The 24,397-nt window shown below is 46.0% G+C and carries 35 protein-coding genes and 1 pseudogene; 8 read left to right on the top strand and 28 right to left on the bottom strand.

The genetic code is table 11. The features are described 5' to 3' along the window. The first annotated feature begins 57 nt into the window (after positions 1–57). Together L1D23_RS19420 and L1D23_RS19425 are read left to right on the top strand one after the other, a co-directional pair. Positions 58–555 carry a hypothetical protein gene (locus L1D23_RS19420; RefSeq protein ID WP_239870766.1) on the top strand — a complete coding sequence of 166 codons (498 nt, stop codon included), beginning with the start codon at positions 58–60 and terminating at the stop codon, positions 553–555. 53 nt (positions 556–608) lie between these two features. Then, positions 609–1,634, top strand: coding sequence for a hypothetical protein (locus tag L1D23_RS19425; RefSeq protein WP_239870769.1), 1,026 nt, complete (start codon positions 609–611; stop codon positions 1,632–1,634). Between the two features lie 585 nt (positions 1,635–2,219). On the opposite strand, the gene L1D23_RS19430 is transcribed toward L1D23_RS19425, so the two are convergent. The 20 genes from L1D23_RS19430 to L1D23_RS19525 form a co-directional block, all read right to left on the bottom strand. Further along, positions 2,220–2,441 carry a hypothetical protein gene (locus tag L1D23_RS19430; RefSeq protein WP_239870772.1) on the bottom strand — a complete coding sequence of 74 codons (222 nt, stop codon included), beginning with the start codon at positions 2,439–2,441 and terminating at the stop codon, positions 2,220–2,222. A 91-nt stretch (positions 2,442–2,532) separates the two neighbouring features. Next, positions 2,533–2,952 (bottom strand): virion protein, encoded by a 420-nt coding sequence (locus tag L1D23_RS19435; protein ID WP_345779111.1) that lies wholly within the window; start codon positions 2,950–2,952, stop codon positions 2,533–2,535. Between the two features lie 69 nt (positions 2,953–3,021). Further along, positions 3,022–3,678, bottom strand: coding sequence for a hypothetical protein (locus L1D23_RS19440; protein ID WP_239870777.1), 657 nt, complete (start codon positions 3,676–3,678; stop codon positions 3,022–3,024). Then, entirely contained in the window at positions 3,668–3,865 is a 198-nt protein-coding gene (locus L1D23_RS19445) for a hypothetical protein (protein ID WP_019274013.1), read from the bottom strand. Before L1D23_RS19445 ends, L1D23_RS19440 begins: the two co-directional genes overlap by 11 nt. Further along, complete coding sequence (locus L1D23_RS19450; RefSeq protein WP_239870779.1) at positions 3,862–4,422, bottom strand: hypothetical protein; 561 nt, start codon at positions 4,420–4,422, stop codon at positions 3,862–3,864. Before L1D23_RS19450 ends, L1D23_RS19445 begins: the two co-directional genes overlap by 4 nt. Then, complete coding sequence (locus tag L1D23_RS19455; RefSeq protein WP_239870782.1) at positions 4,422–4,994, bottom strand: hypothetical protein; 573 nt, start codon at positions 4,992–4,994, stop codon at positions 4,422–4,424. Before L1D23_RS19455 ends, L1D23_RS19450 begins: the two co-directional genes overlap by 1 nt. After that, positions 4,987–5,418, bottom strand: a complete 432-nt coding sequence (locus tag L1D23_RS19460; RefSeq protein WP_239870785.1) for a hypothetical protein — start codon at positions 5,416–5,418, stop codon at positions 4,987–4,989. Before L1D23_RS19460 ends, L1D23_RS19455 begins: the two co-directional genes overlap by 8 nt. Then, the gene (locus tag L1D23_RS19465; protein WP_239870788.1) at positions 5,400–5,606 is read right to left on the bottom strand and encodes a hypothetical protein; all 207 of its coding nucleotides are present in this window, start codon (positions 5,604–5,606) and stop codon (positions 5,400–5,402) included. The genes L1D23_RS19460 and L1D23_RS19465 overlap by 19 nt, the downstream gene beginning before the upstream one ends. After that, positions 5,603–5,752, bottom strand: a complete 150-nt coding sequence (locus L1D23_RS19470; protein WP_239870791.1) for a hypothetical protein — start codon at positions 5,750–5,752, stop codon at positions 5,603–5,605. Before L1D23_RS19470 ends, L1D23_RS19465 begins: the two co-directional genes overlap by 4 nt. 9 nt (positions 5,753–5,761) lie before the next feature. Next, the gene (locus L1D23_RS19475; protein WP_239870794.1) at positions 5,762–6,040 is read right to left on the bottom strand and encodes a hypothetical protein; all 279 of its coding nucleotides are present in this window, start codon (positions 6,038–6,040) and stop codon (positions 5,762–5,764) included. A gap of 10 nt (positions 6,041–6,050) precedes the next feature. After that, complete coding sequence (locus L1D23_RS19480; RefSeq protein WP_239870798.1) at positions 6,051–6,860, bottom strand: major capsid protein P2; 810 nt, start codon at positions 6,858–6,860, stop codon at positions 6,051–6,053. A 269-nt stretch (positions 6,861–7,129) separates the two neighbouring features. Next, positions 7,130–7,678: a hypothetical protein gene (locus tag L1D23_RS19485; RefSeq protein ID WP_239870801.1), complete on the bottom strand. Its 549-nt coding sequence runs from the start codon at positions 7,676–7,678 to the stop codon at positions 7,130–7,132. Positions 7,679–7,725: 47 nt separating this feature from the next. After that, a complete protein-coding gene (locus tag L1D23_RS19490) occupies positions 7,726–8,385 on the bottom strand; it encodes an ATP-binding protein (protein ID WP_239870804.1) in 660 nt (219 codons plus the stop codon). After that, the gene (locus L1D23_RS19495) at positions 8,386–8,832 is read right to left on the bottom strand and encodes a hypothetical protein (protein WP_239870806.1); all 447 of its coding nucleotides are present in this window, start codon (positions 8,830–8,832) and stop codon (positions 8,386–8,388) included. Positions 8,833–8,844: 12 nt separating this feature from the next. Next, on the bottom strand, positions 8,845–9,222 hold the full coding sequence (locus L1D23_RS19500; RefSeq protein ID WP_045973943.1) for a hypothetical protein: 378 nt from the start codon (positions 9,220–9,222) through the stop codon (positions 8,845–8,847). Next, on the bottom strand, positions 9,222–9,401 hold the full coding sequence (locus L1D23_RS19505; RefSeq protein WP_045973944.1) for a hypothetical protein: 180 nt from the start codon (positions 9,399–9,401) through the stop codon (positions 9,222–9,224). The genes L1D23_RS19500 and L1D23_RS19505 overlap by 1 nt, the downstream gene beginning before the upstream one ends. 14 nt (positions 9,402–9,415) lie before the next feature. Then, a complete protein-coding gene (locus L1D23_RS19510; RefSeq protein WP_239870809.1) occupies positions 9,416–11,356 on the bottom strand; it encodes a hypothetical protein in 1,941 nt (646 codons plus the stop codon). Continuing rightward, entirely contained in the window at positions 11,353–11,529 is a 177-nt protein-coding gene (locus tag L1D23_RS19515; RefSeq protein ID WP_167336323.1) for a hypothetical protein, read from the bottom strand. Before L1D23_RS19515 ends, L1D23_RS19510 begins: the two co-directional genes overlap by 4 nt. 8 nt (positions 11,530–11,537) lie before the next feature. Next, complete coding sequence (locus L1D23_RS19520) at positions 11,538–11,861, bottom strand: hypothetical protein (RefSeq protein ID WP_239870812.1); 324 nt, start codon at positions 11,859–11,861, stop codon at positions 11,538–11,540. 8 nt (positions 11,862–11,869) lie between these two features. After that, positions 11,870–12,124, bottom strand: a complete 255-nt coding sequence (locus tag L1D23_RS19525) for a hypothetical protein (RefSeq protein WP_239870815.1) — start codon at positions 12,122–12,124, stop codon at positions 11,870–11,872. A gap of 108 nt (positions 12,125–12,232) precedes the next feature. Between L1D23_RS19525 and L1D23_RS19530 the strand changes: the two genes are divergently transcribed. The 4 genes from L1D23_RS19530 to L1D23_RS19545 all read left to right on the top strand — a co-directional run bounded on the left by L1D23_RS19530 (position 12,233) and on the right by L1D23_RS19545 (position 15,682). Continuing rightward, positions 12,233–12,943: a S24 family peptidase gene (locus L1D23_RS19530; RefSeq protein WP_239870817.1), complete on the top strand. Its 711-nt coding sequence runs from the start codon at positions 12,233–12,235 to the stop codon at positions 12,941–12,943. Beyond that, entirely contained in the window at positions 12,940–13,968 is a 1,029-nt protein-coding gene (locus L1D23_RS19535) for a tyrosine-type recombinase/integrase (protein ID WP_045973949.1), read from the top strand. The genes L1D23_RS19530 and L1D23_RS19535 overlap by 4 nt, the downstream gene beginning before the upstream one ends. Positions 13,969–14,062: 94 nt before the next feature. Further along, positions 14,063–15,049 carry a serine/threonine protein kinase gene (locus L1D23_RS19540; protein WP_239870820.1) on the top strand — a complete coding sequence of 329 codons (987 nt, stop codon included), beginning with the start codon at positions 14,063–14,065 and terminating at the stop codon, positions 15,047–15,049. Between the two features lie 30 nt (positions 15,050–15,079). Next, positions 15,080–15,682: a thiol:disulfide interchange protein DsbA/DsbL gene (locus L1D23_RS19545; RefSeq protein ID WP_239838830.1), complete on the top strand. Its 603-nt coding sequence runs from the start codon at positions 15,080–15,082 to the stop codon at positions 15,680–15,682. A 52-nt stretch (positions 15,683–15,734) separates the two neighbouring features. Here the strand turns inward: L1D23_RS19545 and L1D23_RS19550 are convergent, their stop codons facing one another. Then, positions 15,735–16,619, bottom strand: coding sequence for an acyltransferase (locus L1D23_RS19550; protein ID WP_239870823.1), 885 nt, complete (start codon positions 16,617–16,619; stop codon positions 15,735–15,737). A gap of 170 nt (positions 16,620–16,789) precedes the next feature. Here L1D23_RS19550 and L1D23_RS19555 point away from each other — a divergent pair, with 170 nt between their 5' ends. Continuing rightward, positions 16,790–17,776, top strand: a complete 987-nt coding sequence (locus L1D23_RS19555; RefSeq protein WP_239870826.1) for a DUF2860 domain-containing protein — start codon at positions 16,790–16,792, stop codon at positions 17,774–17,776. Between the two features lie 31 nt (positions 17,777–17,807). Here the strand turns inward: L1D23_RS19555 and L1D23_RS19560 are convergent. Next, a pseudogene (locus L1D23_RS19560) lies at positions 17,808–18,689 on the bottom strand (YifB family Mg chelatase-like AAA ATPase); the annotation flags it as partial. Between the two features lie 115 nt (positions 18,690–18,804). Between L1D23_RS19560 and L1D23_RS19565 the strand changes: the two are divergent. Beyond that, on the top strand, positions 18,805–20,373 hold the full coding sequence (locus L1D23_RS19565; protein ID WP_239870829.1) for a recombinase family protein: 1,569 nt from the start codon (positions 18,805–18,807) through the stop codon (positions 20,371–20,373). On the opposite strand, the gene L1D23_RS19570 is transcribed toward L1D23_RS19565, so the two are convergent. From L1D23_RS19570 to L1D23_RS19595, 6 genes are all read right to left on the bottom strand, one after another. Further along, a complete protein-coding gene (locus tag L1D23_RS19570) occupies positions 20,370–20,930 on the bottom strand; it encodes a hypothetical protein (RefSeq protein WP_239870831.1) in 561 nt (186 codons plus the stop codon). The two genes, L1D23_RS19565 and L1D23_RS19570, sit on opposite strands and share 4 nt — an antisense overlap. Positions 20,931–20,942: 12 nt before the next feature. Further along, positions 20,943–21,872, bottom strand: coding sequence for a hypothetical protein (locus L1D23_RS19575; RefSeq protein WP_239870834.1), 930 nt, complete (start codon positions 21,870–21,872; stop codon positions 20,943–20,945). Positions 21,873–22,230: 358 nt separating this feature from the next. Next, positions 22,231–22,491 carry a hypothetical protein gene (locus L1D23_RS19580; RefSeq protein WP_239870837.1) on the bottom strand — a complete coding sequence of 87 codons (261 nt, stop codon included), beginning with the start codon at positions 22,489–22,491 and terminating at the stop codon, positions 22,231–22,233. Positions 22,492–22,570: 79 nt separating this feature from the next. Next, entirely contained in the window at positions 22,571–23,137 is a 567-nt protein-coding gene (locus L1D23_RS19585) for a hypothetical protein (RefSeq protein ID WP_239870840.1), read from the bottom strand. Then, positions 23,134–24,129 (bottom strand): AAA family ATPase, encoded by a 996-nt coding sequence (locus tag L1D23_RS19590; protein WP_239870843.1) that lies wholly within the window; start codon positions 24,127–24,129, stop codon positions 23,134–23,136. The genes L1D23_RS19585 and L1D23_RS19590 overlap by 4 nt, the downstream gene beginning before the upstream one ends. Continuing rightward, the gene (locus L1D23_RS19595; protein ID WP_239870846.1) at positions 24,104–24,274 is read right to left on the bottom strand and encodes a hypothetical protein; all 171 of its coding nucleotides are present in this window, start codon (positions 24,272–24,274) and stop codon (positions 24,104–24,106) included. Before L1D23_RS19595 ends, L1D23_RS19590 begins: the two co-directional genes overlap by 26 nt. Positions 24,275–24,397 lie beyond the last annotated feature (123 nt).

Raw genomic sequence — 24,397 nt, forward strand, 5'->3', positions numbered from 1 at the left:
ATATGGAAAAGGGCTCAGCAATGAGCCTTTTTATCAAAGCTAAGTAATTGATTTAAAATGATTAAAAACGAAGAGCGACCACAAAATGACCTCAATGAAGATTCATTAGAGAGGATGGACGAAAGCGGCTTGAAAGATGACTATTTAAAGAAGATACGAAGTCAATTTAAGCTTTGGGAAAGTTTTTTAAACAATGCTATAGGAGTGCTAGCCTTCACTCTTGGACTCGCTTCCTTAGGCACACCTATCCCTTGCATTAGCGCTACTTTGTCTCTATTTGTTGTTATTTTCATATGGTGGCAAGGCCAGTCTCTCTTCCCCAAAGAAGTTACTCGCCTAAGAAAAATGGCAAAGAAAGACTATAAATCTAAAGTCATATTGTCCGGTGTAATGACCGAGCAACTTAGCTGGCTCAAAGCAGTTACTAGATATCCAATGTATTTGTTGGGTTTTTTGTTTTTAATACTAGTGGCCGTAAGTCCATTTGTAGAAAAGGTCCTTATATTTAATGGACACAATATCGATATATTCTCTAAATATTTTGGTCTAACTTGACGCCTGTGCTGTTGAAGCTAATAGCTTTAGCACCTGATACAAAGAGATAAAAAATGCATAAGCCCGAATATCCATTCCCACCCCCAACGTCAGCCTATTGGAAAAGTCACAGTACCTCAATGAGCTATGATGAGGCCGCCTCTCAATATGAAGCCCAACAAGGTGTTGACAAAAAAATGCAGCGTAACCCAGTAAAGTCACCGGCGACTCAAGCTCTGGAAGCAAATAGAATAAACCGTGCTTCTGAGCTACCTAATACTGTGCCGACTGTACCTATGCCACCGTCAACCCAACAAACGGCTTTTGCAGAAACGCAATCGAGTATGGCTTGGCCCCCATATAACCCTTTGGCTCCTGAAGGAGAAAAAGATCTCACTGACAAACTAAAAGAAACACTTGAACGTAATCATATTCAAGTTCAGGTTATGACTCTTTGGGATGCAATGGTTTATACAGTGAATAACTGGACAGCCATGACAGAAGATGGAAAAACTTTTGGTGCTGATGTGTTACAGAACATCAATAAGATAAAAGGCTATCTAGATAAAGGAACAGCCATAATCAATGCCGTTTTCCTTGCTAAAGCATTGGGAGGTCTAGGAATAGTCGCCAAAGAAACCACAACCAAAAATGGTAAAGCTGCCATCGTTATATCAAGTGTATGGAATGATAGTAAAATGCACTATGCAACTGTCAATGGCATCAATATCAAGAAAAATCATCCTTATCCAATGGATAATCCGAAAATCCAACAATTGGGGTTCGCTAAAAACACGAAAATTCGCGGTGCTATTAAAGCTGGGGTGTTAACAATTATAATCAGCGCAGCATTGGCTACAGAGCAACTTATTAACAATGATGAATATCATATGGTCGATTGGTATGGTTCAATGGGGACAGACTTGCTCAAAATTGGAATCACTAGTGTACTAACCCTTTTGTTTGTTCCTTCCAGTGTACCAATCATCATAGGTGTAGCAATTGCTATAGGCATAGCGGTAACTGTTGATTTTTTATTTGCTCAATTCGAAGTTCAAGACAAGATTACTGAGGAGTTGAAAGTTGCCACAGAAGTATAGATACATATCTATGACACTTGGTTTTTTTGTTACTTGCTTTTTTGCATACGCTGTATATGACTTCGTAATTATGGACCTCGCGTTAAGCATACGTGGCCAAGTGCCCAAAGTGACAGTCAGTTATAGCGATGGAATGGTTATCGTAGTAACACTATTCTTGTTTGCGTATACGATCCCCTTTTTATTACTTAATCGGAAACGAATGAGAGCCCCGCTTGAGCTATGGGAAATATACTGTCAAAGAACGATAGTTATCATAAGTGTTGTTGCACTTTGCTTGATGGCATTAGTTGGCTTTTTTTTCAAAAATTTCGAGATCGGACTCTTAGAATCAGCGGGTTATGAGTACAGCCATACAAAAGAGAACCACCGCTCCTTTGGCTTTGATAGCGACGTATATATATTGGCTGAAAAAATTTAAAGGTTTAGATTTAAAAGCCCGCAATCAAAGCGGGCTTCTTCTTTAAAAAACTTTCGTTTCCAGTCGTATGATGCGCTCATTGTGGCGCCAGAATATAGCGACAATAAGTAACATCGACGGTGAAAGTCCCATCGAGTTGAGGTATTGCAGCAGCTCTACCATATCTAGATGAACTCATTACGGAAAGTTTCCCACACCCCCATAGCCACCGGAATGGCCGTACCAATGATACCGCCGTATTGCACCCCTTCAGCGGTAACGCTTGCGGTGATCAGTTCAGGGTGACCAGCAGCCAGAGCGACACCCGCACCCAGCAAGGCGATCCCCTTTTTCGTGGACGGTTGGTCTAGGTCGATATTCAATGTGTTTTTCAGTAGTGCTTTCATAGCAAGTTATTCCTTTTCAAAGTTTGAATGGCATAGGCGGCCATTACGCCGCCTATGACTGTGATGGCAATTTTCTTAACGTCTGCTTTGCTCATGCCATGGCAACCCCTTCCCGCGCCATGTTGATGCCGTAGTAGTTACCGACTTCCTTGCGGCTCATCGCATGCAGCAGCTTGGCCATTTGTTCTTGGTTGTTCACATCCACAAGTTGATTGGCCCCAATGCCTGACCACTGGGTGACGTGTTTGACGTACAGGTCCGTATCGTTCTCGCTTGGCGGGGCAAAGCGGTGAATCATTTGTGTGAGTGTCTTATACCCTTGGCGCTCATAGCTTCGAAGGATGCGCGCCGCAGCGCGGAAGCCATAAACAGGGTGCGTAAACTCTTCAAATGACTTGTCGATATCAAGGGCGCTTTCCCCTTTCCATTCGGTGCGGTCACCATCCGATTCACGGATGTTCAGCGGGTTGTTGTTACGAACGCCGCGCGGTAGTGATGCTCGGTAGGTCATATAGCCTATTCCCCCTAAAACGATGATTGATGCAATAACGGTTTTCGACACCATGGCAAGCCTTCCCTATTAACGGAATTTCTCCCATTCAGTGTCGTTCCCATCAGGTTTTGGCATAGCCGTTTCGTGTGTCTCCTTGGTCGGATAGAAATCCTCCCCACCCGCTCGAAACCCTTCCAGATACACCCCTGCATCGACACTCACCCCTTGGTCAGGAAGGCGGTGAAAGACTTTGATTTCATTGACAGGTGGGATGTCCACCATCATCGAGTCTTGCGTGTATTCGTAAGTGACATTGCCCCCGCGAAGCCAAACCACCATGCCGCACATCAAATCGCAGTTCTGAATCCGAGCCACAAACGGGTTATAGAGGGGCGTGAACATGTTGCACACCACTTCGGTATAAGGATGAACCTTCACATGACACGTGACGTATTTCAGCGCCAGCGTGGCGCTCCCTACCGTGTCCCTGCCCGTTGAACCGTTTTCATGCTTAATGCCGTTTTTGTCCTTGTCTGGCTCAGGGCGAAAAATCTGTAAGTGGTTCAGGCGCGCCGCACTGGGTGCAGGGATGAACACCGGATAGAACTTCTCCCAAACACCGCCCACCAAAATGGTTTTGGTTTCGGCACGCACAAAACGATTGGCAAGGTCGCCCGTTAAACTGTCGAGAAGCTTTCGGGTCTCAGTGACCAGCTCCCCGACTTGTGAAAAATCATTCGTCATTGTTATTCACCAATTCTGTGGCTTGATGGCGCGCCAGAGCAACGACCATCGAACCCATTTGAACCTGATTGTTCATCAGGTGTTGAATCAAACTCATCGACTCCGCTTGTGCGGGTGCTAAGTTTTCCAGTATTTCAGCCAGCGCATCCTTTGAGCTTTCAGCGCGGCGAGGAAAGAAACCACTCATTGACGTACCTCCATCACCGCGAGCGTCACAGGGGTTTCGCTGTTGTTGTAGGCCCACAAATCCCCGCTGCCGTTGATGGTCAGCCCCGCCGGATTGCGGCGATTCCCCATCACAGGCAAACCCACATCAGGGGCGACATTTACATCGCCTATCATGGCCTCGCCTTCGACCTGGCTAATGTTCTGGATGAGCACTTCCACCCGCAGACCATTCGCCGGAACCAGCAGCGCCTTTTCACCCCGCGCTATCGTGATGTGCGGCGCGGTGGCAAATTCTTGCGGCGCTTTGGTTTCGGTTGCGACAGTCCCAGAACCCGAAGGTTTGAGGTCGCGGCGGGTAAATTGATATTCCACCGTGACAGCAAGGTGATGAGGGTTCTCCACACTGATTTGCTTAAACGGGCTAATGTCGAGCCTATCACCCCCTTCCACACGAATACGCTCACCACTGTCACTCACCACCCAGATATAGCGGGTAGCCGAGCGCACAATCAGGAAACGGTCATTGCCTACCGAGTGTTGGCGTATTTCTTTAGGTTGTAACGTTAGGTTGCTCATCAGCTCTCCTTTAGTGCGATGACGGTGACCGCCAGCCCCAAAACAATCGCCACCGCAATGGTGACTTTTCGCATATCGCTCGCGCTGCCTGTCTGACTGCGTGATGCGGTTTCTTCAGCCATCGCAATGGCTGCTCGGGCGCTGGTGCCGGATTGCTCCGCCATGGATTTCACCGCCGAAATAGCCTCTTCACTGCTCTTTCGCATGGTGTCCAGTGAGCGAAGATTGACTTCGCTGTTTGCGGCCATCGAGTCACGGCCAAAGATGAGCGCTTTTTCTATCGCGTTCTCATTCGATGCCATGGCGGCTTTGGTGACGCTTTCATTCGTCTTCACCGCCTCTCGGCTAAGGTCGTTCGCCTCTTTGATGGCGGCGACATTGCTATCGAGTGCTTTGGTTGCGACTGTTGCGGCCGCTTTGACTGCACCGTGGTCGGTGGCTTTGATATTGACCGTGGAGCCATTCACACCACTTAACAACACACCAAGGTTGTCACCGCTCACCGCATTGGTGCCGCTGACGTTGGTGGTGGTGGTCGTATTGGTGCTATTACTGCTGCCGCCCTTACCCATGCGCACCTCCAAGGTCTAACTGGTAGCGCTGCTCGGTCTGACTGATTTGCTTGTCCAGCTCAAAGCCAAAGCCCGATAAAATGCGCCCCATACCTTTGCGGTAGGTGTGATAGGTAATCGACTGATACCCCATCGCCACACAGCGCTCGATAATCAAAGGCGCGGCTTGGCTCAGACCTTTCCCCACCATGGCGTTGATGTGGTAAGCGTCACCAGTGACACGCCCTACAAAGCGAAGTAATACCCCCTTTGACTTGATGAGGTACATCGACGCCTGACCAGACTTCACCCCTGCCACCATGCCGAGCCATTCCGCTTTGGCACTGTCTGAACCATTGAAAGCGGGTTTAAGCTCGCTTAAGTGATACGCCAAGTCTTTACGAGTCGTACCTAAGTACGTGATGGTTACTGCTTGATGAGCCATAGCACAGCCCCCGTTCCCAAGACTACCCAAGGCAACCATGACGACGGACCGCCGCCAAAGTTGATGGAACCATTACGAATACCGCCAATGGAGTTGCGCGCTATAGCGTTAGACGGTCCCGCCATGCCACCACTGGCGTTGATTGGCATTGAGCCCGAATTACGCAGGCCGCCGATGGATGGGATCATTTTACCCCCTTAGTGAAGTGGTAAGCGGCGTAGCAGCCGCCCCCAATCACTGCCAGTTTGACGAACTTGCCTGCGCTAGAGCCGGACCAAAATCCCGCTCCGAAGCCCAGACCACCCGCGATGATGGGCACTAACATGACTGGCATGATGTCTCCTTAACGGCGGCTAGCCGCAATGCCGATACCCAGTAGCGCGAGCACACACAACACGCCACCACCCACCATAAACATGGTCTTGTTATCCATTCCCCCGCCTTGTGGGCGAGTAACGGCATTACCATGGTTGTCCTTTACAGGCGCTTGCGGCTGCTGCACAGTCCCCGCATTCTTGGATGTGTCGCTTGTAGTCGCGGTTGTGACTAAGTTGCCAAACCCCTCCCCAACGTCATCCAGCAGGCCAGAGCCAAAATCGGATAAATCATCTAAAAACGACAATCGTCACCCCCTAATTAGAAACCAAGTCAGGGCGCACCACTTCCACCGATTCGACGATGATAGGAATCGAGCCCACAGGCTTGTTGGTCTTAACCGTGAATTTCAGCTCTGAGCTGTGCATAGTCGGGAACAACTCATCAATGTAGAAACCGCGCATGATGGGGTCGAAGTGGAAGCAGCCCGTTTGCCAGAAACGGCGGTTACGCTTGGCGCGCATCTCTTCCAAGCCCTTGGATGCATCAAAGACTTTCACGAAGTCGCGGTAAATCTGAAGTGAGTGAACTTGGTCGCTCATAAAATGCATGCGGCGAACCAATTGAAGCGGACCAGACACCAGCTCTAAGAACTCGTTTTCCGTGGAGGTCGCTTGCATGGTTTGCTTTTTGATTTTCGGCACCACCACACGCACATCCTGACGCGCGGACACGGTTGCCCATGCTTGCAGCTTGATGGCTGGCGGGTTCGCGTTTGAGTTATCTGCGATTTCCACTTCTAGGGTGATGTTGTCGCCAAGCTCGGTCACAAGGCCCGTGTAACGCACCCCGTTTTTGGTTTTGGCTGTGATGTCAGAAAGCGGAATCGTGAAAAAGCCTTCGGTCTGAGTCAGACCTTTGTAGGCTTCAAGCTTTTTCATCATGTCGCCATCAAGGACAATGATTTCATCCGCATTGAGGGAAATAGAAACGCGCTGAAGCTGCGAAGCGTTCAGGTTCGTTTCAATAAAGATTTCTTCGTAAGTCGGGCCGACTGGAATCGTCAGTGAGGCTTTCTCACCGTAACCCGTACCATTGAATGAGTTCAGTTTGGTTGGCGCTGTCATTGAATCGCCTCCCTTAACCGATTTGGTCTTCAACAGCATCAACGTTGTTTGATGCCCAAACCACACCCGCTGCAACCAGAGCCGCAACGCCAGCAATAACCAGTAGTTTCTTTGGTGTAAAACCTGCCATGTATAACCTTTAATAAAAAACCGCCCAACATTAGGCGGTCATTACTAAAGCACTGGATTCCCAATCGATACCTAACGCCGATTGTGAATGTGTTGGGAATAAATGGGCTTTGGGTCACAAAAAATGTGAACTTTGAGCATCAAGGTGTGGTGCTTGAACAACTAGAGAAGCTCTCAGATGATACTTCTTCCAACATAGCAGCGATAAGAGCTCTAAACTTGGGCTCCTTGTTAGGTGACCACCACTCAGTCATATACTGAAACTCTTGGGCGATAGTTTTGGCATCACACTGAAAGTAAAGTGCGACCAATTGAACGGTTGATGCAAATTCTGCATTCAAGTCTGCACGCTTTAATGCCATTTCGGTTATGTCTTTCGCTGAGTCTGGCTTAACACAGTCACCCTGCTTCTCTTTTTTGCACTTTTCGTACTCAAAGAATAGGTCTTTCTGTACCTCAACATAACTTTGGTAATGAGTATATTTAGGAGCATGATTTACCACTTCGGAAACTCGCTCTATTAGCTCCACTCTTTTCATAAAAATCAATTTGAGCTTGGCTTCTCTTTCTTGCTGCTGCCAAAGTTCTTCAGCTTTGTCGGCAGAGATATGCGCCCCTATCAACACACCAGACAGCCCCATGACTCCAGTTAAAATGGGAACCAATAACTTAGAAAGCATTTCTTTCATTCACAACACCTATTACATTTCAGCATTAAGAAAATTGGTGAATAAACCTACCATTTCAAGCGTCCTTTCGTATACGATTTTCCATCTTGAAGTAGATAATCTAATGCTTCTAACTCATTGATGTGACCGGCATCGATTCCGGTCATCTTCTCCAGATAGGTAGCGCTGGCTTTGGTCTTTTGCATCATCACACACGCTCGCTGGCAGTTATCGATGATGGTCTTTGAGACTTCCTGACCGCGCTGGAATAGATTGATGGTGTGCAAGTTAAACTTACGCCCTAAACGCAATATTTTTCCATGATAACCCGTTGCCTTGCCTGCGTTCTCGCTGTGCTCGGCCACTTCTTCACAAATGATTTTCAAAGCCTTAGCGTGTTTGCCATTGCCCTGACTCCATACGACTTTGCAAAAGAGATCGAAGTCTTTGGGTGTGGTTTCATGTGTCGGTTGGTAGGCAATCTTAAAACCCTGCTTAGTCTTGCGTCCGGCCATCAAGGCCGATGCGAACTCTTTTAGGTTGGAATAGCTTCGCACCACTCGCCCTGCCAGCTTGCCCGTGTAATCGCCAACAGGGTCAAAAATGGCGACTTGGTCAGTCGCCTTGATAAAAAGCTTTTTGGCGGCAGAGGTTTTACCACTGCCACTCATTCCAACCGCAAACACATGCCCGTTCTTAAGGGCATTATTGGCATTAATCGGCTGCATTTATTGGGCTTCCTCCGCTTGCTCTTCTTCTGGGTTAATTTCCTTCTCTTCATCCATGGCTTTAAGGGCTTTGATTTGGCTAAACGAAGTAAAACTCAATGCACCCGCCGCGACCACAAACGCAAACTCTTCCTTGTAAGCGGCCAGCCATGGCGGAAGCTCTCCGCCATATTTCACAAACAAGGGAGCCGCAGCACTTGCTACCCCTTTTGCTTGCTCTTCATCAAAAGCAAAATCTTGGTGCGCGAACTGTTTTAATAACTGCTCGGTCACGCCTAAAGCCATCATGGCGGACGCTTCACCCGCTGCCAGTTTAGCGGCCTCGGCGTCCACTTTGGCCGTGACGGTGCTCGGGTCAAAATCTTCCCCGTCCAGCTCTGCCAACAACGCATTTTCTTCCACTTCGCTATGCACCTCTTCGATGCTTTCCAGTTGTTCGATTTCCATTTGATTTTCCATTTATGCCACCGCTTTTAAGACTTTAAACACACCACCAAACACGAGCCCAATCATTGCCCCCGTACCGACACATTGAGCAGTGCTGATTGGCTTTGATTGGGTTTCGGATTGACTTTCCTGATTGGGATTCGATTCCCTTTGATTCACTACCGGAGCCACCTCCGGTTTTGGCGCGGCTAACGCCTCGATTTCTGCTTCCACTTCTTCCAGTGATTTATAAGCGTTCATTTCCGCTTGCATGGCTGCACCCGTTCGGGTATCCGGCCCACATTGACAGCGGCCATGGACAAAGGCTTTGCGCTTGCCTTTTCCCTGCTTAATGGCTTTGGGTGTTTTGCAGGTATGGCAAACCACATAGCCTAAGATTTCGTTTTCCATTAGTGTCCCTCCTGCTCTAAGGCGCTGAGCCTTGTATTAAAGGCTTTAAATAGCCAAATGGTTTTGGTCAGCCATGGCTTGATAAAGCCAAACCCCATCGGCGGTTTATAGGCTTGCGATTCCGAATCCATTTCGTTTAACAGTCTTGTGGTTTCGGCTTGTAGTGTTTTTTCTTCCATAGTTCTTTCTCGTTTTAATGAATTTGATAGTGCTCTAGGTCACTTAGGCTCTTGTTGCGTAATTCGTGGTATACATCTTCTGGCATCACAGGGGGTAGCTCTTGCTCTAGCTGGCTCTTCCAGTTGGCTTGCTTGAGTTGCCAAGCATTGAAGGCACGTTGATAGCGTTCTTTGGCTTCAAGGCGAATATCATCCAGATATAGATCATCAGTATTCATGCTCCAACCGCGCGCACCCGCTGCCCACTCTAAAAAGTCATTGGCTTTTTGCTCGAAGTCGTCACCCTCAAAACTGATAGAGAATTGATTATCTGAACTGGCGAAAACACCACGACTGTTTAATCGCTCTTTTTCCGCTTGGATTTCGCTATCAAGCTGATTAATGAGTTTGTTTAACTTGACCACCGCGCTGACTTGTCGGGTCTTTTTGTTGATATCGACAGCTTTCTTTGCCTCGGCTTTTTTGGCTTGCTTGCGAGCAATAGCGCGCTTGATTGGGGCTTTCCACTGCTCCAAGCGATAACCGCACTCTTTGATGATTCCAGTCATGTTGTGCACATCGAAACTGGCGAGCGCTTCCCATTGAGGTGCGCGGCTACATCGAGCTATGTTGTAGCGATTGCCTTTAATCATGCCTTGGTCGGCATTGCCGCCTTTCGCCGCGTAGCCCACCGCCTTAATCAGATAACCCGCTGCCGCCTCTTTGTATTTGATGCGTTCAAGATGCGCTAAGCCGTGACCCCATAGGCGCTCTATGCGTTTCGCCCACGCTTGAAAATGTTCAGGCTCTACTTGCCAGTTCAACAGAATATGCACATGAGGATTGGGTTGTCCGTGCCCATTGGTCGGACATTCAGCGACCCAGATGTAATGAAAATCTGCTTTAGCACGAGCAGGGCCCACTAGCTCAACGTTGCTTTTACGCCCCATAAGCGGCGCAGCTTTGTAGTGCCCCGCAACCTTGATCTCATCACCATCAAAGGCAAGATTTGTCTGACCAGACAGGAGGCTTTGCTTGTAGCTAAAGCCACGGTGATACATACGCTTTGCCGCATCCAGAAAACGCGACACCTCGTTGCCAATCGTGATTTGCAGCGGGGAATACGCGGCCATATCGACAGACAGTGGTGAGAACTCGCAGCCCTCCGAGGTTAAGTGGACATTGGAATCAGTAGCAAACAGCTTAGCGCGCTGAAAGTCATCAAACGTGAGGGTCAAAAAAGTGGTGAAACCACCTCGACATGCTGCCACGTAAGCGCCTGATTCAAATATCTTCTTAACAGCATTCTGATTGAGTTGATGAGTGTAACGCTCGCCCGTCTTAGCCTCGGGCGCATCACTTGGGCTTGGGTGGTAAGTCACTTGCAATTTGACTTGCTTTGACCACTCGCGTTTGAGCAGGTAAGCACGGCTCATGCCCTTACTTGGCAGGTAATCCAAGCGCTTGCGCTCAGCATCACGCACCCATCCGGTCGGTATGGTGCTTTGTTCAACTTCATAGCCTTGCGGATCAACGTAAAAGCTTTTTGTCTTGGTGCGTGGTTTGAGGCGGCGTGAGCGGGTAATAAAGCGCTCTATGTGCTTGCGGTTTCCATGTCGGACTTTGCCGCCCTTTGACAAGCCTAGTGTCTCCACGGCTCCGCCGTGCGCTCCGCGCCTAGGGTTGGTGAAATATTCAGGAGTAATTAAAGTCAGCTTCCCATCCTGAACCAACTGCCAAATTTCCGCAGATTCTTTAGTGTTGTGAAAGTGAACTTGCTCCGCCGCACGAACTTTATTTAACTCACTTTCTAACCAATCCGTTTTTTGAGTACTAAAAAAACCGCTCTCGATAGCGGCTATATTTTTCTCAGTTGTGGTGACGTCTTGCGCCAAGGCGGTCACATAGCCCACATCCTGTGGGCTAAGGATATTAGTAATCTCTCGCTCAGCTTGCGGTTCGTAAAGATGGTTCACGCTAAAAACTCCTTGTGTTTAATGGCTTGAAGTCGTGCGGCTTTCTTAAACTCAGCCTGACCTTTGCGGCTAAAGCGGTAATCTTTTCCGCCCTTTGAGTGTGAGCGGTATCCATTAGGAAACCACTTTGCCTTGATGTCATTTAGGGTTTTAAGTCCTTGTTCGGTTGGCATAATTCCCCCTAATCAAAGGCACACTCAGGGTGATAAATGCGTACCACGCCAGTCTTTTTATCAAGATTGCGTTGACGCTGTTGTCGTATTGCAAGTCTCAATTTTCCTGACTGCATCTTGTATGTAAGTTCCATCGAGTTATTAACAAAAGCGCCGTACTTTGCTGACCGTAGGTTGCTGCCAATCAACCGAATGACATCGCCAGCACGCTTACGACCTAACTCTGATTCAAGGATTGAGATGTCAACCTGCACACCCACGATAGAGAATGCTGTCATCGCGCTTTTTATGCTCGCAGTGAAATTGCGAAACTCTTCTGATGTCTTCATCATCGCCCCCCCTACATCGCCGCTTTCCAGTCTTGATACTTAGCGGCTTGCTCTTCCGCTAACTGCTCAATGGCTCGCATATTGATTAGTACTCGGCGCGCATCACTTGAGGTTTCACGCTTCAAAAGGGGTAATTGACCGCGTTTAACTTGCATTCGCACAGCCGCAATGGAAAAGCCTGTTAGCTCTGCGTACTTCTCAACTGTGACAAAAGACCCGTAATGACCACCGTCTTTGTTTATTTCAGCACCGTTATGACCTACCATGTTCTTATCTCCTAAACCTTTAAACCATAAAAAGGACCATTAAGGACCGTTAATACAGTCATTAAACAAATATTTAAACGGACCGTCAAGGAACTTTAAGGACTCATTATGAAAGAATGGTACTCAAGTAGAGAAGTCGTAGAACTAGATGGGACACCTAAGAACACAAATGCCATTAACAAAAAAGCTAGATTAAACAATTGGATAATGAGGAAAGCAGAGGGAAAAGGGCGAGCTATGGAATACCATATTTCAAACTTTCACCCAGATATACAAAAGAAGCTAATTGAGATATACGTCACAAATGAAGATGACAAAGCCCGATTGTTAGCGCAAGACTGGACGCTACCACCTAGCAATGCTTATGGCTTAAAGCCGCTTGAAGAGTTTGAAAGTTGGGCCAAGTTGCCTGTTTATGATGTACACGCAGCTGCTGGAGCAGGAACCTTGATTCAATCAGAATATCAAATCGGCGTATTTAGCCTACCGATAGAGTTATTACATGAATATGGTCTAAAGCCGGATTATAGCTCTGTAATCTTTGTTGATGGGGACTCGATGGAGCCAACGCTGAGCCATAGGGACAGACTACTTGTAGACATAAGAGAGCAGCAGCACCCTGTTGTAAATGGAGTGTATGTAATTCGCATTGACGACGCGGTATACGTTAAACGCTTACATTGGGACATCGAGAACGGCGTTTATAAAGTAATTTCTGACAACCTCAAATACCCAGCTTTCAACATTAATCACAAGAACGGGCGCAACTTCAAAATCATTGGTAAAGCTGTAGCTCCTGTTATGAAGAAAATCATATGAGTATCAAGAAAGACGGTGAAAAGTGGCTTGTTGATTTAAGACCATCAGGAAGAAACGGCAAGCGCTTCAGACGTAAGTTTGACAAAAAAGCAGAGGCTTTGGCCTATGAAAAGCACATACTTTCGACGCACCACAATAAAGAGTGGTTAGGGCTACCTGTAGACAAACGCCGCCTTTCTGAACTTATAGATATTTGGTGGATTAAGTCCGGTCAACTTAAACGAACCGCTACCAACTACCGCAAAAAGGTAGAGCTAATCTGCCGTGAGTTAGGCGATCCCACTGTAAACAATATTGATGCTGCCTTGATTAGTAACTGGCAATTGGAGCGCATGACCAGAGGGCATAAGGCAAACACCGTTAGACGCCTAACCTCTTGTTTAAGCAATGTCTTTTCAGTGCTGATTGAGACTGGTGACTTTACTGGTGCACATCCACTCAAAGACCTAAAGCAACCCGCGCCCGAAAAGTCAGAAATGACTTACTTAACCCTCAAGCAAACCCAAGATCTTTTGGACTACCTTAAAAATGATTGGGAACTGTTAAAAATCGTAGAAATTAGCTTAGCTACTGGCTCACGATGGAGAGAAACGATCACACTAAAATCAAGTAACCTTAGTCCTTATCGCATCCGATTTACTAACACCAAAACAGGTAAACCAAGAACCGTCCCAATTAGCAAGCAGCTATATGATGATATTTATCCTGAGAGCGGCGGTAATCTGTTTAGTGAAGACCCTCAGGTAAGGTTAGGTAAGATATTTACCAAGCTAGGTTTTGATTTACCTAAAGGGCAAAAGGTGCATGTACTGCGTCACACATTTGCAAGTCACTTTGTAATGAATGGCGGAGATATTTTAACGCTTAAGGAAATACTCGGACATGCTAGTATTAATCAAACAATGACATACGCGCATTTGGCTCCTGACCACTTAATTGATGCGGTTAAACTCAACCCATTAAACAAGTTGAGAGATCCACAAAATGACCACACTTATGACCCTGAGCGACCAATAGCCATATAATGCCATATGCTAAGTGATTGTATTTAAAGTAATGAACTACAATCACCCACACTAAACAACCTAAGGAAAGCTCAGCAATGAGCCCTTTTTATTTATGACCCAGCAAGCCTTTAACTTTGATGCTCTCACCCCTGACTTTATGTGGTATGCCTTGGAAAGCATCGGCATTCGCGCTGAATCCGGTTTCCTGCCACTCAACAGTTACGAAAACCGTGTTTATCAGTTTACCGATGAAAAGCGCCAACGCTATGTGGTGAAGTTCTACCGTCCAGAGCGCTGGAGCTCAGAGCAAATCCAAGAAGAGCACGACTTTACACTGGAACTGATTGAATCCGATATTCCTGTTGCCCCGCCAATTAAGATTAATAACCACACACTGCATCGCTATCAGGGCTACCTATTTGCTTTATTCGCCAGTGTCGGCGGGCGCCAGTTTGAAGTAGACAACCTAGAACAGCTCGAAGGTGTAGGGCGCTTTCTTGGTCGAATTCATAAGGTCGGCGCTCGAACTCCCTTTCAGCACCGACCTACTATCAGCCTCGAAGAATACCTGCATCAACCACGTAAGATTCTGCAGCAGTCATCGTTCATTCCATTTCATCTTGAGAACGCCTTTTTCAATGATCTGGACTTATTGATTGACTCACTACAACGGCACTGGGATGACTCAGCCAGTATTATCCGTCTTCATGGTGATTGCCATCCCGGTAACATTCTCTGGCGTGACGGCCCGATGTTTGTCGACCTTGATGACTCACGCAATGGCCCAGCAATACAAGATCTGTGGATGCTACTCAGCGGGGAACGCGCAGACAAACTGATGCAGTTGGACATCATCTTAGAGGCCTATCAGGAATTTAATGACTTTAACACTAACGAATTGAAACTAATTGAACCTTTACGCGGTCTACGTATGGTGCATTATATGGCATGGTTGGCAAAAAGATGGCAGGATCCTGCTTTTCCTATCGCCTTCCCGTGGTTCGATGACCCAAAATACTGGGAAAGCCAAGTATTAGCTTTCAAAGAACAAATTTCGGCATTGAGTGAGCCACCACTCTCACTGATGCCACAGTGGTAAGAAGCCAAAATGACAAACATGGAGTCAATAATGAAAAAGCTGTTTGCACTTGTCGCAACTGTTATGCTGAGCCTTTCTGCTCATGCCGCTCAATTCAAAGAAGGTGAGCATTATCAAGTTCTTGATCTTGAGGCTTCAAAAAAGCCAACGGTAACCGAGTTCTTCTCTTTCTTTTGTCCGCACTGTAATACCTTTGAACCAATCATCCAGCAACTGAAAGCTCAGCTACCAGAAGGCGCTAAGTTCCAGAAAAACCACGTATCTTTCATGGGTGGCAGCATGGGCGAGTCGATGAGCAAAGCCTACGCGACCATGGTGGCACTGAAAGTGGAAGACAAAATGGTACCTGTGATGTTTAACCGCATCCACAACATGCGTAAAGCACCTAAAAATGACGAAGAGCTACGCCAGATTTTCTTAGATGAAGGCATTGAAGCGAAGAAATTTGACGGCGCATTCAAAGGCTTTGCGGTCGACTCTATGGTGCGTCGCTTCGATAAGCAGTTTAAGGACAGTGGTCTTTCCGGCGTTCCAGCGGTAGTCGTCAATAACAAGTACCTAGTGCAAGCACAGAGTATCGAAACGATTGATGAATACTTTGAACTGGTCAACTACTTACTGACTCAGAAGTAATACTTTGATTATCACAGGGGGCCAAGGCTCCCTGCTTTTATATAGTTAGGCGCTACTTATCCTGATAAATCTCTTTTAACAGTTCATCTTTTTCCTGCCATACCTTTCCCAACCACTGCTGAAACTGGCGCTTATACGGCTTATCATTAAAGTAATCTCCACGTATACTGTCATCAACAGATAACACCTTAGTGCGCACAACAATCTTGGTCATTCGCCCCATCAGCATATCGCGAAAAGGTTTGTCGGTGTTTTCTGGGTATGCCAAAGTGACATCAATAATATTATCAAACTGCTCACCCATTGCCGCTAGTGTGTAGGCAATACCACCACTCTTAGGCTGCAGAAGATGTTGATAACCCGCCTTACTTTTTTTTTGCTTCTGCTCGGTAAAGCGTGTGCCTTCAACATAGTTCACCACCGTCGTCGGTGTATGTTGGAACTTGGCACAAGAGCGACGCGTGGTGGCTAAATCATGCCCCCTTTTTTCTGGATGGCGAATCAAGTACTCACGGGAATAGCGGCGCATAAATGGCATATCCAGCGCCCAACAAGCCATTCCTATAAATGGGACGTACAGTAATTGTTGCTTAAGAAAAAACTTCGGCATAGGAATGCGGTCTTTAAACACGCAACACAATACAACGATATCAGTCCAGCTTAAGTGATTACTGATCAGTAAATACCAACCATCTTTTCTCAGGCTTTCACCACCTTCCACATCCCACTCAACATGATTGGATAAAGAAAGAATGCCTGAGTTGATGGTCGCCCATAACCACATTACTCGATTCGCCATTACGGTGCCTTTTGCTTGCCATTTACCGGTTGGTAATACGACTTTAATCAAAGCAATGGTACAAATAACGAGTGAACAGAAAGCTGAGTTAAGGATGACCAAAGCCACATTCAAAACAAGGAGTAGGTATGCAAACATAACGCTTTTAATGAGATCCCAGATAGAATTTATAACGTTTCATTTATGAATAATAAAACAGCGTGTAATTATACAAGGCCATAACCACATTGGAATCACTCTAATGATGGTCAGATTAGTTCGACAGCCACTTATTAAATGTCAAAAGGTTCATAACAAGGAGACCCTCAATGAAATCCAAACTCTCTCTAATAGCTCTGTCCCTCGTTGCTCTTCCAACGATGGCCCAGCTATCAGAACACGCAGGATTGAGTGGTGGAGTGTCACTCAGCGCTGGATTTGCCTCTACTACTTCAAACTTTAATACTGATGGCGACAAAACCATCAATGATGTGAATCAAACCGCATCTTCGGACAGTGGCTCTTTGGTGTTGCCATTGGGTAATCTCGCCTATACCTTTGGGACAAATTTAGATAAACAATTTTACGTTGGTATGGCCCGTGAAGATATTGCAGTCGGTACCCTAGCGTTAGAACTGGGTTATAAGCAGCAGCTCGCCTCTGGCATGGTGATTGATGCCTCTTTCCTGCCAACCATTATGTCGGGTGAAACTTGGTCTGACCCATTTTTAACTGGTCAGGAACGTCAAACAACAGACGAGACAGGGAACGCATTTCGTCTTAAGTTCAAAAACATTATGGGCTCTAACTTCAGTCTCGATACTGCGTACGCAACTCGCGATATTGAAGATGAGCAGTCTGGCGTTAGTGATACTTCATTAACCACCGCTGAGCGAAATGCACTTCAGCGCGATGCGACATCGATTTACTTAAAAGGTGACTACCGTCTACCACTTACCCGGACTTCTTTCTTACAACCATCGATTACTTACATCACAACGGATGCCGATGGTGATGCTAACTCTCTAGATTCAATAGGAGGTGAGCTAAGTTACTTCCATATTCTGAATCGCCATCAGTTAGCCTTAACAGCTGGATACACCAATCGCTCTTACGATGCGGAAAACCCGATTTATAGTCAAACACGTGATGAAGATGAACTTAGCCTCTTCGCGGCCTATGAGTATCAAGACTTTATGGGCTGGAAAAACTGGTCTTTGATATCACTAGCTGGCTATTCCAAAACGGACGCCAACATCGACTTCTACGATGAAGATCAGTATCTAGTCTCTGTGGGGATGAGCTACCAGTTCTAAATACAGAGATAGCCCGCTTATGCGGGCTTTTTTACACCGCTTGCGCAGCCAGTTGTTTAAGCAGGCGATCCATCGCCCGATAGCCTAAGGCTTCAGCAATATGATGCCGAGCAATCTGAGACTGACCATCTAAATCCGCAATAGTGCGCGCGACTTTTATAATTCTATGGTAGGCCCGTATCGATAGCCCAAGCCGATGCAAAGCAGTTTCTAGAAACTGTGCGTCTTCCTTTTGAAGTGGACAATAGTTTTCAATCTCACGGCTACCTAGCAACGCATTAACCTTATTCGAACGTTTAAGCATACAAGCCCGAGCCTTAAGCACTCTCTGCTTGACGACAGCCGTTGGCTCTCCCCTATCACCGCCTTCGGCTAACGTTCCTTTAGGTAGAGCGGGAATTTCTAAAGACATGTCAAAGCGGTCCAATAAAGGACCAGATAGTCGACTCAGATAACGTAAAATGGTTTGTGGATTGACTCTCGACTGATTACCTTCGTAGTAGCCCGTTGGGCTAGGGTTGAGAGCCCCTACCAGCTGGAAACGAGCAGGAAAACGAGTTTTACCCTGAGCGCGAGAAATGATGATCTCTCCGGACTCCAATGGCTCACGCAGCGAATCGAGTACTTTACGTTCGAACTCTGGCATTTCATCAAGAAAGAGTAAGCCATTGTGTGCCAAAGAAATTTCACCCGGTCTTGGAATCGATCCTCCGCCCACTAAAGCAGCCATAGAGCTTGAATGATGTGGGGCACGAAAGGGGCGCTGCTTCCAATTGAGTGCATTAATCTCTTGTTGAGTCAATGACGCCACGGACGCCGTTTCCATTGCTTCATCGTCACTCATTTCTGGTAATAAATCGCACAAGCGCGAGGCAAGCATGGTTTTCCCCGTCCCGGGCAGCCCCAAAAACAGCGTTCTATGTACCATTTCCCTAGACTAAACAAACTGTTGCAAAAGTAGTTGATTTTTCAATCTCACTTTCTATTATGCAGGCAGCAGTTGATACTCTTTTTAATGGTACAGATTTATGACAACTGCTTACTCTTACATCCGCTTTTCTAGCGCAGTTCAAGCAAAGGGCGATAGCCTACGCAGACAAACACAACTAGCTCAAGACTACTGTCTAAAGCACTCTCTAACGCTCTCAGACCAATCCTTTACTGACCTTGGTGTATCTGCCTTCCGTTCAGCAAACACAAACGAGGACAACGGTTTAGGACAATTCCTTAAAGCCTTGCAACAAGGTGTTATCCCTCGTGGTTCTTTCTTGCTGGTGGAATCACTAGACCGCCTGAGTCGCGCCAGCGTTATGACTGCAATGCGTCAGCTATTCAACATCATCGAATACGGAATCACAGTAGTAACCCTAATCGACAATCGCACTTACAACAGCGAATCAGAAACTACAGACCTCATCATTTCTCTGACAGTGATGGAACGTGCTCACAACGAATCAAAGACCAAATCAGAACGTCTAAAGGCTGTGTGGGCTAACAAACGAGCTAACCCAAACACAACCACTAGACACAGCAATACCCCCTTCTGGTTGTCTCTGAACGAGGACAAGCGCACCTACTCAATCATCGAATCAAAGGCTGACATTGTTAGGCGCATCTTCCAAATGTCGATAGATGGTCATGGAGCTGTAAGCACCTGTCGCATTCTCAACGAAGAAGGTCTTAAAGCACCGAAGGGCGGTACTTGGGCAACTACCAGCATTAAGAAAATCTTAGGCTCTAAGGCAGCTATTGGTCATCACACCCACATCATCAACAACAAAGTCCAATCTTCGACCGTTCCAGATTTCTATCCACCGATAATCAGCGAAGAAACCTACTACCTTTCCCAAGCCAAGAAGAAGGAACGACACAAGCCCGACTCAGCAGGAAGAAAGAGCACCTTCCCCAATGTCCTATCACAAGTGGCTGTTTGTGGTTCTTGTGGCTCACACATGCTCTACGACCCTAAATCACCGCAATGGATTTACCTGACATGCCGTGAGTTCAAGAAGAATGCTTGTACCAACAAGCCACTAAGAATCGAGTTAATCAACCGCTTCATCATCGAGCAGTATCTGCACCCACAGCACTTTGAAAAGCACCTAGACCTCGTGAAGAAAGGCTCAACCAGCACTGACCAAATCAGTGTCATAGAAAGCAAGATAGAATCGGAAAAGGAAGCCCTCAAACAGCTTATAGAGCTAACGTCTAACTTCTCGAACTCAGTTATCCAAGATGGAATCAAAACCCGTTCAGAGTCCATACAGAGCCTTGAGAAACAACTTGAGGAAGCTAAGGCGTTATCCGTTGAATCGGTCACTTCTATCCACATGAATTATCGAGAAGCTTGCCAGCTAGTTGCAGATGCTTTGCAAGTGCAAGTCTTTGATAAGAAACCAGCCAAGCTATCAAGAGAAGAACTATTCAAGGTACGAGTAAAACTGAATCGCTCACTCAAGCAAACCTTCTCAGAGGTAACGGTTTCCCATTGTCCAGAGACTAAAAAAGCCAGCATCACAGCTAATGACTTCGTGTTTGAAGCTCATAAATCAGCAATGACAACTGGCTTTCAAGATACTACTTGGTGGGCTGTTTAGTTTGTAAGTAAAGCGTGCATTCTCTTAACAATCATCAAGATAGTAAGGATTAGGTTTACTGTAACAAACGTCACAAGCGGAGTTGCAAAGTAGGTGTTCACATCAACGCAGAATGACATAGGGTCTTCTAATGGTAGTGTGATGGTCTTTACTTTGCCTCTGCAAATCGACTCGATGAAACAAGCCACAACCAACGTTACCGAAACGATAATTGAGTAACAGATGTTGAAGTACAACTGGTCTAATAGCGTTCGCTTTGTCTCATAGCTAACATCCGCCTCAGCTTCATCTTTCTTTTCTTCCAGCTTGGTACTTTGGTCATATACCAACACTAGAACACTCAGTAGCAACGCAGTGAAGATAGCACCAAAGTTAACAAGTAGGGATGTTAAGTCAGTTGTAAACTTGAACTCAAATACAACCGTCAATATCGCCAAAGCCAATGGAAACAACAGAAACGTGAAGATATCGCTTATGCTCACCTTCTTGGTTCCGTTGTGCTCTAGCGTTTTCCAGTGCCCCGAGATAATCCCGAAAACATTTATCTTTGAACTCATAATAAAGACCCGTTAGTACATCGTCTTAGCGTATTCATTGGCTATTTCTTTTACCCAACGATTCATAGATTTCAACGTTGGGACACCTTCGTCCATTATTACCTTTTCATCAAGCTCTATTTCGCACAGCGCATTTGCAGAGCTATGACCTACATTGAAGGTGCGCTTTTTACCATTCATTTCGACAACCGTTTTAACCTGATTACCAAACCCTGAAAGCTCAACAACGGCAGCGTGATGCTTGTTGCCTTTTTTCAGATAGTCACGAAGACGACCCAATTGCCCTTTTCTTGGTGGCTTGATAACTAGCTCTTGTTCATGGTGCCCTAGCTTGTTTAGCTTATCTGCAACATCATCCACACCAACAAACTTAGTCAACTTAATCTCTTTCGCTGGCGCATCTAACCAAGCATCCATAGCTTTATCGTAGGCTAACGGATTCATTTGTAAAACAAGTTTAGTTTGTTCTCTAAAATGTTCACCAAAAAGCTTATAGAACAAAGTCTTCACGCCGTTTCCACGATAAGTATGCAGAAACGCCATTGCTTCATTTGCTGTCTTAGGGATACGGAAGTGCACATAGTGCTTGATGATTTCAGCATTTTCTTTTGCTTTCTCGAAATCAACTTCTTGAGTTTTTATGTTGATAATCTCGGTTTTGATACCGTAAACACCAACATTAAACCACCCCCAAACCTCACGCTTACCCTTGTCAATTTTGATATCACCAAAGCAGTAAACCTGCTGAGATTCTTCTGATAATCGATACTTATCAGATTTTGCTTTCATGAATTTTTCAAGCATATCCAACAAGTCAAACTTTCCAGATATTTGGTCTAGTCTGCTGTATCGCTTATCTCTATCACCCTCAAGGGATTTATTGTAAACCCGAAAACAGTATGGAGTTAAAGCGTGTTGTTCTTGTTCGTATGTTTTAGCCATGTCGTTACTTGAGGTTGGTTAAAGTTCAGTCAACTAGGGAAATGGTATCACGTTCTCTCAATCACATGCTACAAAATGCATTTGAACTGTGAAGGAAATTAGTAAGTTACAAAGCTTAAATGAGGGGCACATCTCAACTCAATTCGACACTTTTGGTACAGTTACAGACGTATTCCGCATGAGTGTGAAGCCATAAGGTTTGCTTCTACAAACAAATAACAATCTCCTGCTTCTACAGGTAATTTACAGGGCAACACAAAGCAAACATACCCATTAATTAATGGCAGCTAATGGCGAAATCCTACACTTCTTGTCCATATCACACCGATTTTGAACGGTAATTACGGTAGATTTACGGCTACGATTCACTCTGCTTCATCGCAACAATCTCGCCTTTAGTATTACGTACTTTGACATAGCCGCTGTTGTTAGGCTTTAGAACTCGATGCGTATTTCGATTACGAATAACTCCTGTTTCCTTGTGCCTTTCGTACTTCGGGCAATCTTCAATAGGCAACCAATCCGATTCAGCAGCTTGTAGCATCCGAACAACATCACGGTGACTCAAGTTGTACTCCGCGCCTAGCTCACTTAGAGCATCCTTAAATTTTTGATTCATATAATCTCCTTCAGTTTCACAACTGTAGTTAAGGGGGCAGTATCCCTACCGCCCCTGATAGTAAGCAAACCGTTACGCTCTAACTATTAGTGCGTAATTGCGTAACGCTAGTTTCGCTTACGGTTTCATCCAAGATTCGGTCAACACCAACATCCAAACACCCATCAAACGCAGACTCGAATTCGAGCTTGGTCATAAACTCAACCCCGTTGGTTCTGCCTTTGTTGATAACGTTCTTCTGGTACTTGGCACACGTAGCGTGCTGGTTCAAACGAGGGTCAACAACAATCACTCTGTCATAGTGCTGCTTCATTCCAATCATCTTATAGAGCGAATGATTCCACCCATAATGAGCTTCCGCATTGCGCCGACGACTAGCTGCATTACCCCAAGGATTATTCAGGTAATCAGCTTTTTTCTTCTCAGCAGCTTTCTTACCACCACGAGCACCATCAGTGTTCAGCTTGTTTCCGTGCTTGTACTCAATCAAACAACGATTACCATCATGGTCAATCATAACGAAATCAGGGATAACCCAATGACCACCATGCCCGTCAGGGTCTAAATCCTTCCAATGGCTAGGTACACGTTGCTTGTTCTGCACAAGACCAAGTTCATCTGCAAAACTGTTTTCACCTAGACTCATGCTGCCTCCTTAATTGGGCTTTCTAACTCGCCCCAATCACCAGCAATCGCAGAGTCAAAATCATCCTTAGTCCAAAAGCCATCAAACAGATACTCAGCAGCATTCCATAGCTTTTGATTCGTCAGAGAATTACCCAAGCCAGCATCAAGAATCTTGTTTACCTTCATCCGCTTTTCTCGCTTGCCTGTAGGACAACAGCGACGGTCAAGGCTTAACATATCTACGATTTCTTCCATCTTGCTTTGGTCTCGCTGCGCTTGTGTCATTAATGACAACTTGCCAAACTCACCAGCAAAGAAGACGCATTCATCTAGCCACTCACCCCAAGCTGCATTCCTAGACTTTTGACCATGAAGTTGCTTGTATTCAGTGCCGCTAACTGCCAGCGTTCTATCAAAGACGGTGATAGCATTTGTTGACCCTGAATAGACAGGCACTTCGCTATCACTCTTATTCGCATGGTGGATAACCAACACAGAGCAACCAAGCGAACGCAAGGCAACAACAAGACTATTAACACTTCTCCAGCTCTCAGCGTTGTTCTCATCCGTCAAACCGAACAAAACTCGCACCGAATCAAGGACAACAACATCGTAGCCTCTAGCCATTTCAATCAAGAATGCTCGTTGTTCGTCATTTGTTAAGTCGATTACTTCTTCATTAACTTCAGAGGCAATGTAATCAATACTTCCAATGTCATCCAACATATCAGGGTCAACCCTAGAGCCGATTGAGTTGGTGCTCATCTCACCATCTAAGTACAAAACCTTCTGATTAGTGGCGCAGTCTTGCCCCAAGAACTCGCCTTGTTCGGTCGCCAACGTTTCCACCAAGTTGTAGCTAAACAAACTCTTGCCGACACCAGAACCAGCAAAGACCATCATTGTCTCGCCTTTGTCCCATAAACCAGCAACAAGAGGCTCTCGCTCCGTCATTGCTTCAACAATTTGTGCCATTTTCTTTGGCTTAAAAATCTTGGTTAATTTTTCCATTCTTCACCCCTGCTCTCTCAGCGTTGGTAATTAAAATTCTGACCATTTCAGTCAGTCCCACACCTTCCTTGGTGCTTAACTTTTTGAGCATTAACAGCTCATCACCGCGCACGAATATTCGCGCTTCGGTATTTCTATTTCTCATTAATCCTCCTGCTTCACAGCGTTAGGTAACTCGATACGCACTAAGAATTAATGCGTAATTGCATAACGACAGCCACACTCCTCCAAGTGCTCACTGCATACTTATATAAACGTAATTTCATCC

The organism is Vibrio sp. Isolate24, assembly GCF_022398215.1.
Taxonomy (GTDB): Bacteria; Pseudomonadota; Gammaproteobacteria; order Enterobacterales; family Vibrionaceae; genus Vibrio; species Vibrio coralliilyticus_A.

Bases quoted from the DNA above. Each gene is read 5' to 3' on its own strand.
- L1D23_RS19420 (WP_239870766.1), top strand. From the start codon at position 58: ATGATTAAAAACGAAGAGCGACCACAAAATGACCTCAATGAAGATTCA.
- L1D23_RS19425 (WP_239870769.1), top strand. From the start codon at position 609: ATGCATAAGCCCGAATATCCATTCCCACCCCCAACGTCAGCCTATTGG.
- L1D23_RS19430 (WP_239870772.1), bottom strand. From the start codon at position 2,441: ATGAAAGCACTACTGAAAAACACATTGAATATCGACCTAGACCAACCG.
- L1D23_RS19435 (WP_345779111.1), bottom strand. From the start codon at position 2,952: ATGACCTACCGAGCATCACTACCGCGCGGCGTTCGTAACAACAACCCG.
- L1D23_RS19440 (WP_239870777.1), bottom strand. From the start codon at position 3,678: ATGACGAATGATTTTTCACAAGTCGGGGAGCTGGTCACTGAGACCCGA.
- L1D23_RS19445 (WP_019274013.1), bottom strand. From the start codon at position 3,865: ATGAGTGGTTTCTTTCCTCGCCGCGCTGAAAGCTCAAAGGATGCGCTG.
- L1D23_RS19450 (WP_239870779.1), bottom strand. From the start codon at position 4,422: ATGAGCAACCTAACGTTACAACCTAAAGAAATACGCCAACACTCGGTA.
- L1D23_RS19455 (WP_239870782.1), bottom strand. From the start codon at position 4,994: ATGGGTAAGGGCGGCAGCAGTAATAGCACCAATACGACCACCACCACC.
- L1D23_RS19460 (WP_239870785.1), bottom strand. From the start codon at position 5,418: ATGGCTCATCAAGCAGTAACCATCACGTACTTAGGTACGACTCGTAAA.
- L1D23_RS19465 (WP_239870788.1), bottom strand. From the start codon at position 5,606: ATGATCCCATCCATCGGCGGCCTGCGTAATTCGGGCTCAATGCCAATC.
- L1D23_RS19470 (WP_239870791.1), bottom strand. From the start codon at position 5,752: ATGCCAGTCATGTTAGTGCCCATCATCGCGGGTGGTCTGGGCTTCGGA.
- L1D23_RS19480 (WP_239870798.1), bottom strand. From the start codon at position 6,860: ATGACAGCGCCAACCAAACTGAACTCATTCAATGGTACGGGTTACGGT.
- L1D23_RS19485 (WP_239870801.1), bottom strand. From the start codon at position 7,678: ATGAAAGAAATGCTTTCTAAGTTATTGGTTCCCATTTTAACTGGAGTC.
- L1D23_RS19490 (WP_239870804.1), bottom strand. From the start codon at position 8,385: ATGCAGCCGATTAATGCCAATAATGCCCTTAAGAACGGGCATGTGTTT.
- L1D23_RS19495 (WP_239870806.1), bottom strand. From the start codon at position 8,832: ATGGAAATCGAACAACTGGAAAGCATCGAAGAGGTGCATAGCGAAGTG.
- L1D23_RS19500 (WP_045973943.1), bottom strand. From the start codon at position 9,222: ATGGAAAACGAAATCTTAGGCTATGTGGTTTGCCATACCTGCAAAACA.
- L1D23_RS19505 (WP_045973944.1), bottom strand. From the start codon at position 9,401: ATGGAAGAAAAAACACTACAAGCCGAAACCACAAGACTGTTAAACGAA.
- L1D23_RS19515 (WP_167336323.1), bottom strand. From the start codon at position 11,529: ATGCCAACCGAACAAGGACTTAAAACCCTAAATGACATCAAGGCAAAG.
- L1D23_RS19520 (WP_239870812.1), bottom strand. From the start codon at position 11,861: ATGATGAAGACATCAGAAGAGTTTCGCAATTTCACTGCGAGCATAAAA.
- L1D23_RS19525 (WP_239870815.1), bottom strand. From the start codon at position 12,124: ATGGTAGGTCATAACGGTGCTGAAATAAACAAAGACGGTGGTCATTAC.
- L1D23_RS19530 (WP_239870817.1), top strand. From the start codon at position 12,233: ATGAAAGAATGGTACTCAAGTAGAGAAGTCGTAGAACTAGATGGGACA.
- L1D23_RS19535 (WP_045973949.1), top strand. From the start codon at position 12,940: ATGAGTATCAAGAAAGACGGTGAAAAGTGGCTTGTTGATTTAAGACCA.
- L1D23_RS19540 (WP_239870820.1), top strand. From the start codon at position 14,063: ATGACCCAGCAAGCCTTTAACTTTGATGCTCTCACCCCTGACTTTATG.
- L1D23_RS19545 (WP_239838830.1), top strand. From the start codon at position 15,080: ATGAAAAAGCTGTTTGCACTTGTCGCAACTGTTATGCTGAGCCTTTCT.
- L1D23_RS19550 (WP_239870823.1), bottom strand. From the start codon at position 16,619: ATGTTTGCATACCTACTCCTTGTTTTGAATGTGGCTTTGGTCATCCTT.
- L1D23_RS19555 (WP_239870826.1), top strand. From the start codon at position 16,790: ATGAAATCCAAACTCTCTCTAATAGCTCTGTCCCTCGTTGCTCTTCCA.
- L1D23_RS19565 (WP_239870829.1), top strand. From the start codon at position 18,805: ATGACAACTGCTTACTCTTACATCCGCTTTTCTAGCGCAGTTCAAGCA.
- L1D23_RS19570 (WP_239870831.1), bottom strand. From the start codon at position 20,930: ATGAGTTCAAAGATAAATGTTTTCGGGATTATCTCGGGGCACTGGAAA.
- L1D23_RS19575 (WP_239870834.1), bottom strand. From the start codon at position 21,872: ATGGCTAAAACATACGAACAAGAACAACACGCTTTAACTCCATACTGT.
- L1D23_RS19580 (WP_239870837.1), bottom strand. From the start codon at position 22,491: ATGAATCAAAAATTTAAGGATGCTCTAAGTGAGCTAGGCGCGGAGTAC.
- L1D23_RS19585 (WP_239870840.1), bottom strand. From the start codon at position 23,137: ATGAGTCTAGGTGAAAACAGTTTTGCAGATGAACTTGGTCTTGTGCAG.
- L1D23_RS19590 (WP_239870843.1), bottom strand. From the start codon at position 24,129: ATGGAAAAATTAACCAAGATTTTTAAGCCAAAGAAAATGGCACAAATT.
- L1D23_RS19595 (WP_239870846.1), bottom strand. From the start codon at position 24,274: ATGAGAAATAGAAATACCGAAGCGCGAATATTCGTGCGCGGTGATGAG.